The following is a 6,328-nucleotide window of genomic DNA, read 5'->3' on the forward strand; positions in this document are numbered from 1 at the left end:
TGATACCAATGCCATGCTGATCATTGCGCCTATTGCCCTGATTCTGATTGCAGAAAACCTGGGACATATTAAAGCCGTGGGTGCCATGACCGGGGAAAATCTGGATCCGCATATCGGGAAAGCCTTTGTGGCGGACGGTATTGCAACTACCTTGGCAGGTGGTGTGGGCGCACCGGGTATGACCACCTATGGTGAGAACATCGGTGTGATGGCAGTTACTCGGGTTTACTCAACGATTATCTTTGCTGTTGCCGGTGTGTTTGCAGTATTCCTCGGTTTATCACCGAAGTTTGGTGCGATTATTCATACTATTCCAACGGCGATTTTAACCGGCGCCTCTATTGTGGTTTTTGGTTTGATTACTATTGCCGGTGCGAAAATCTGGATCGAAAATAAAGTAGACTTTTCACAGAATAAAAACCTGATGGTAGCAGCTGTGACCATTATTCTGGGTACAGGTGACTTTGCCCTGACCTTCGGTAACTTTAACCTAGGCGGAATTGGTACAGCGACCTTTGCTGCGCTATTCCTGAACTGGTTCTTTAGCCTGGTCGATAAAAAATAATGTGAAGACTTAAATTTTCAAGCAGCCTCCAGGCTGCTTTTTTTATATCGCAAGAATTGTTTAAATAGGCCTGATCTTTTATATGAGCATCCTGCCGATGCGTCTGGATTTTTTTGATTTACTTCTTTTTCTCAATATAGTCGACACAGGTAGTCTGACCAAAGGTGCTGAACGCTCTGCCATTTCCTTACAGGCAGCAAGTGAGCGGATTAAAAAGCTGGAACAGCAATATCAGGTCAGTCTGTTCAGCCGCCATTCTGCTGGGGTAAAAATGACTTTTGCGGGACAGGTCTTTGCTGAACATGCCCAAGCCCTGTTGCAACAGGGACAACAGTTGTCTCAAGCCATGGCCGGCTTTAGTGAAGGACTCAATTCCAATATCAGCTTATGGTGTAACTCTTCAGCACAAAGTGAGTACCTTCCCCTATTATTGCCAAAATATCTAGTAAATAACCCAAATATCCAGATTGACCTCAAAGAAGCAGAGAGCAATGACATCATTGCAGCTTTGGCGAGTGGTACTGCCAAGCTAGGACTTATTTCCAGTTTTTTTTCTGCCCCTCAATTACAGACTCTGGAGTTTTCAGATGATCCTCTGGTACTGATCTGCCCTGAACAACATGATCTGGCAACGAATCAGGCATTAACATTAGCAGACTGTCTGAATTATCCCTTTGTTGGTCTGATGCAATATCACTCTTTGCAGCAGTCGATTGAAACCCAGGCTCGCTTGCTGAACTGTGAGATTCAATATCGCTTGCGCTTACCGAATTTTGCCGCCATTGCCCAGGTTGTGGCCAATGGTGTAGGTATCGCGATCATGCCAAAACGTGCTGCACAACGTTTGTCGAAGCTCTATGCATTTCATCAAATCCAACTGACGGGAGATTGGGCCAACCGCAAGTTATTGTTAGCTGCAAAGAACTTTGATGAACTAAGCACCGCCTATCAGCACTTTAGCCAGTTCCTCATTTCTGCGGATGTACAAAAAATCCTGAATTAAATCCAGCCGAATTGATGCAGCATCATATAGCTGCCTAAGGCGATCAGGCCGATAAAAAATACTGTCCGGAATTTCTGTTCAGAGATACGGGAACGGATTTTCTTGCCGAACCACATCCCGATCAAGGCCGGAATCAATGCAATCGCTGACATGGTATAATCAATCGGCATATCTTCCACCGGGTTTCGGTGCAGGAAAATTGCCAAACACACCGTCGAGGTAGTAAATACCAACCCTAAAGCCTGAACCAGATCATCACGTTTTAAATGCAGGGTTTGCAAATAAGGCACCACTGGAATTACCACTACCCCGGTTGCCACGGTCAAGGCACCCCCGAGATATCCCATAATTGGAGAAAGCCACTTTTCATGCGGGCTTAAATCTGGCATTCGTTTTGCCAGTAAACCATATAGGCCATACAGGGCAAGCATCCCCCCCAGTAAGGCTTCACTATGAAATTCAGAATGACCTAAGGTCGGGAAAATACTCCAGACTGAACCCAAGATAATGCCTGCCAGCAACAGCCAGAAACGGCGAATCAGTTTCAGTACATGACCTTCGGCAAATAACTGCCAGAAATTAGTCAGCATCGAAGGCACAATCAGTAAAGTTGCTGCCTGGAATGGGCTCATAAATATGGTCAGCAAACCCATGGACACCGCAGGTAAACCTAATCCAATGGTGCCTTTAATCAGGCCAGCCAGAGCAAAAATAGCAATAACAAAAGCAGTCATCTGATGACCCTAAATTGATTTAAGCCCATGCTATAGAAATCACGAATAGAGTAAAATCAGGGTTTTAAGAAGGAAGCCTCAAGTAAATATTGAGGCTTCAGATGGATGTGCTGAAACTCATCAGATTCATCAGCAAAAATCGGATTTAAAAGTCGTTTAAGGACGGAACTCTTTCAGTTCACGCTGAATGAAATACTGGAACATTTCCCGGTACAAATGCTCAATGAAGGCCTGATCCACGCCCTGCTGTTGTGCCAAGGCTTTGACATTTTCCACAATCTGCTCCATACGCTCCGGTGATTGCAGATCAGTTTCAGTTTTTTTAAAACGGGTGGTTTGATCAACATAAAATTGACGCGCAGCGATCAGCTCAACTAAAGCTGTATCAATGGCATCGATCTGTTGACGTGCATGTTGTAATGATTCAGCTTTGATTTTTTCCATGTTTATTCAGTCACTTTCAGTTTAGTTATCACTCTTATACTTTTCTTCTAACACATTACTGAAAATACTTTCAATCATCCAGACACGATATAAGCTATTAAATGTATAACTTTGCCCATCAATACGCAGTTCCAGCACCGGTAAATTCGGCTGGGACTTCATTTCACATAAGGTGTCATTTTCCTGCAACTTGGCCAGAACATCTTCCTGGGTCAGTTCAGTAATATTCAGTTCCTGCTGCATACGCTTGAAATGTGCCGCATAAGACAGATCATAACCACGGGTCCAGACCGCTTCCAGAATCTGGTACATGGCTTCAATCCGTTGCTCTTCCGGACAGCTATAAAACAATTGCGCCATCGGCATTACAGCCTGCTCGGTTGGCCGGCAGAATGGGGTAAATTTGACTTCAGTCCGCTTGGATAAGCGTGTCGCCAGACTCCAGTCAAACCAGTCCCGTCCCTGATAAGACAGCGGATAGACATTCAACTGGATATTATAAAAATCAGCCAGCTCTTCCTTAATATAGGCCAGCAACAACCAGGAAATCGGATCTTCCAGAGCGATATACAGGTCTAGCTCTGGATCCATGGACTGGATTTCATTCAGCTCTTCGGCATCACTGATTAGATGCTCGCGCCATTCAATATGATTGATCAGGAAAATCGGGTTGCCGGTCAGTAATCTCTGCTGTTTCAGGCGACGGGTCAGACGTAACAGGTCATCTACCGCCTGATACTGGCGTCCGCCAAACTGGAAATAACTGGCCAGAATCGGACTATGCTCAAAAATTCGTTCCGGAAAATTCTGCGGCGAATGATGACGGCTGGCCATCGCATATAAAGTGCGTAATTTTCCGTTCTGTTTTTGCCAGAGCATATGAAAGACATCTTCCAGCAAATACAGAAAATCCTGTCCGCGTAGTGGCGTATTTCTCAGGATGGTTTCTGCCTGCTTTAAGGCTTCAGCTGTCGGTAATTCTGGGGTCTCATGAAAGCTGAAACGATGCTGTTTAGATAAAATTTTGGCATCATTCAGGCAATAGTGCTGCCATTCATCAAAAGACATCTGATTAGGCGGCTCAGCCCGCTGATCTGAAATGATGACTTTGAGTGGCTTCAGTTCCGGACTGAGAATTTCTTCCAGTTGCGGTAACTGTTGTACCGCCAGATAACTATAAACATCATCCAGTCTTAAATGGATGCTCAAGCCATCTTCAATAGATAACACCGTTTGACGAACTGGTTTCTGGTAAAACCAACTCGATCGGATTGGATCAAACCAACGGCGTAGCAGGGACATGAGAAGTGCCTCGAAAAGATTTTGTCATGCCAGCCCTTGCCAGCAGGATCGTTTTATTCAACATCCTATTATGAGGATGTTTATGACCTGATATAAGTCTTGTGCAAAACTTATATCAAGTCAGCAACAAATGTTCAATGTTTTCTAGGACTTTAGATTTCAAGATTTAGGTCAGTCACGGCCCCGGTCTCCGCCCCAGAGGTCAGTTTGGCGAATTTCGCCAGTGCCCCGTGAGTGTAATTCGGTTTCGGTTTCACCCAGGCCGCCTGACGTGCAGCAAGCTCTTCATCCGAAATATGCCAGGTCATTTCACGGGTTTCTGCATTAATAGAAATTTCATCGCCATTTTGCACCAGACCAATCGGGCCACCCTCATAGGCTTCCGGTGTGACATGACCAATCACAAAACCATGACTTCCGCCTGAGAAACGGCCATCAGTAATCAGTGCGACTGAATCCCCCAGACCTTTACCAATAATAGCAGAAGTCGGTTTTAGCATTTCCGGCATGCCCGGTCCACCTTTAGGACCTACACCGCGAATCACGACTACCTCACCTGGCTGAACTTCGCCATCCAGAATCCCGCGCATCGCACCCTGTTCGCCTTCAAACACGCGGGCCGGTCCTTTGAAATATAGACCTTCCTTACCGGTAATTTTGGCGACTGCGCCATTTGGTGACAGGTTGCCTTTCATAATGATCAGATGCGAATCTTTTTTCACTGGCTTGTCGAATGGCAAAATAATCTGCTGACCTTCAGGATAATCTTCTACATCCGCCAGGTTTTCTGCCAGTGTTTTTCCGGTCACAGTCAGGCAGGAACCATCTAGCATGCCAGCATCCAGCATGCGTTTCATCAATGGCTGGATCCCACCAATGGCAATCAGTTCCGACATTAGATATTTACCGGATGGACGGACATCGGCGACTACAGGAATTTCTTTACCAATTCGTACAAAGTCATCTAGGCTCAGCTCAACACCCGCTGTATGCGCCATGGCTAACAGATGCAGCACTCCATTGGTTGATCCACCCAATGCAATCAATACTTTAATTGAATTTTCAAAAGCCGCTTTGGTCATGATGTCACGTGGCTTGATATCCAGACGCAGTAGATTCATCACTGCTTCACCAGCACGGGCACAGTCAATCTGCTTGTCTTCAGACACCGCTTCCTGTGCAGAGGAACCTGGCAGGCTCATCCCCAGAGCTTCAATCGCAGAGGCCATGGAGTTGGCGGTGTACATCCCGCCACAAGAACCTGGGCCCGGCAACGACACTTCTTCAATGTGTTTCACCTGAATCGCATTAATTTCGCCTTTGGCATGCTGGCCCACCGCTTCAAATACCGAAATCATGTCGGTATGGCCTTCACCCGGTTTGATAGTACCGCCATAAATAAACAGACCCGGACGGTTTAAGCGTGCCAAGCCCATGATGCAGCCCGGCATATTTTTGTCACAGCCCCCAATGGCAATCACGCCATCATAGGCCTGACAGCCGACCACTGCTTCAATCGAATCGGCAATAATTTCCCGCGATAGCAAGGAATATTTCATGCCTTCAGTACCGTTCGAGATCCCGTCAGAAATAGTGATAGTATTGAAGATAATACCCTTCCCACCAGCAGCATTGACGCCCTGCTCGACTGTACGTGCCAAGCCATCAATATGCATATTGCAAGGGGTCACATTGGCCCAGGTCGATGCGATCCCGATAAACGGACGAGTAAAGTCTTCATCCTGAAAACCGGTGGCACGCATCATGGAACGGGCCGGTGCATTTTCGATACCTTCATAGACGGGAGCAGAATGTTCTCGGATATTGTCTTTACTCATTTTGTTCGTCCTGGATGTAATTCTTGTGAAGCTTAAAAGCTGTCTAGGTTTTATTCGATTGTATAGAAAGCGATCTTTAGATAAAAGTAAGACTCTGTGTATCTGATTCAGTTATTTGAGGCAGTGCAATTATCAAAAATAAAAAAAGCACCCCTTCTGGAGTGCTTTTTTGCGCTATAAGATTTACAGCTTAGATTTCACGTACTGCGCCTTTTGCAGCACTTGTGGTATGCATTGCATAGGCTTTTAGGGCTTTAGAAATCTTACGTGGACGGTCTTCCACTGGATGCCAGCCTTTTTCATCTTGAGCAGCACGACGAGCGGCCATAGTCGCATCATCAACAGCCAGATGAATGGTACGGTTTGGAATATCAAGTTCGATACGGACACCCTCTTCAACCAGACCAATCGCACCACCTTCCGCTGCTTCAGGAGAGTCGTG

7 protein-coding genes are annotated in these 6,328 nt (G+C 46.0%); 2 read left to right on the forward strand and 5 right to left on the reverse strand.

Annotated elements, in window-relative coordinates:
* Both B4J23_RS11835 and B4J23_RS11840 read left to right on the forward strand, forming a co-directional pair.
* Positions 1–565 (forward strand): solute carrier family 23 protein (locus B4J23_RS11835; RefSeq protein WP_291360845.1); only part of this gene is annotated, 565 nt, incomplete at its 5' end.
* A 97-nt stretch (positions 566–662) separates the two neighbouring features.
* Positions 663–1,568 carry a LysR family transcriptional regulator gene (locus B4J23_RS11840; RefSeq protein ID WP_291360855.1) on the forward strand — a complete coding sequence of 302 codons (906 nt, stop codon included), beginning with the start codon at positions 663–665 and terminating at the stop codon, positions 1,566–1,568.
* Here the strand turns inward: B4J23_RS11840 and B4J23_RS11845 are convergent.
* The 5 genes from B4J23_RS11845 to B4J23_RS11865 form a co-directional block, all read right to left on the reverse strand.
* Entirely contained in the window at positions 1,565–2,302 is a 738-nt protein-coding gene (locus B4J23_RS11845; RefSeq protein WP_291360847.1) for a sulfite exporter TauE/SafE family protein, read from the reverse strand. The genes B4J23_RS11840 and B4J23_RS11845 overlap by 4 nt on opposite strands.
* Positions 2,303–2,458: 156 nt before the next feature.
* A complete protein-coding gene (locus tag B4J23_RS11850; protein ID WP_004780403.1) occupies positions 2,459–2,746 on the reverse strand; it encodes a chorismate mutase in 288 nt (95 codons plus the stop codon).
* A gap of 21 nt (positions 2,747–2,767) precedes the next feature.
* A complete protein-coding gene (locus B4J23_RS11855) occupies positions 2,768–4,048 on the reverse strand; it encodes a hypothetical protein (protein ID WP_180070531.1) in 1,281 nt (426 codons plus the stop codon).
* A 152-nt stretch (positions 4,049–4,200) separates the two neighbouring features.
* Complete coding sequence (gene ilvD / locus B4J23_RS11860) at positions 4,201–5,886, reverse strand: dihydroxy-acid dehydratase (protein ID WP_034171552.1); 1,686 nt, start codon at positions 5,884–5,886, stop codon at positions 4,201–4,203.
* 190 nt (positions 5,887–6,076) lie between these two features.
* Positions 6,077–6,328 (reverse strand): dihydroxy-acid dehydratase (locus B4J23_RS11865; RefSeq protein WP_291360853.1); only part of this gene is annotated, 252 nt, incomplete at its 5' end.

This window comes from Acinetobacter sp. UBA3025 (assembly GCF_002367915.1).
Taxonomy (GTDB): domain Bacteria; phylum Pseudomonadota; class Gammaproteobacteria; order Pseudomonadales; family Moraxellaceae; genus Acinetobacter.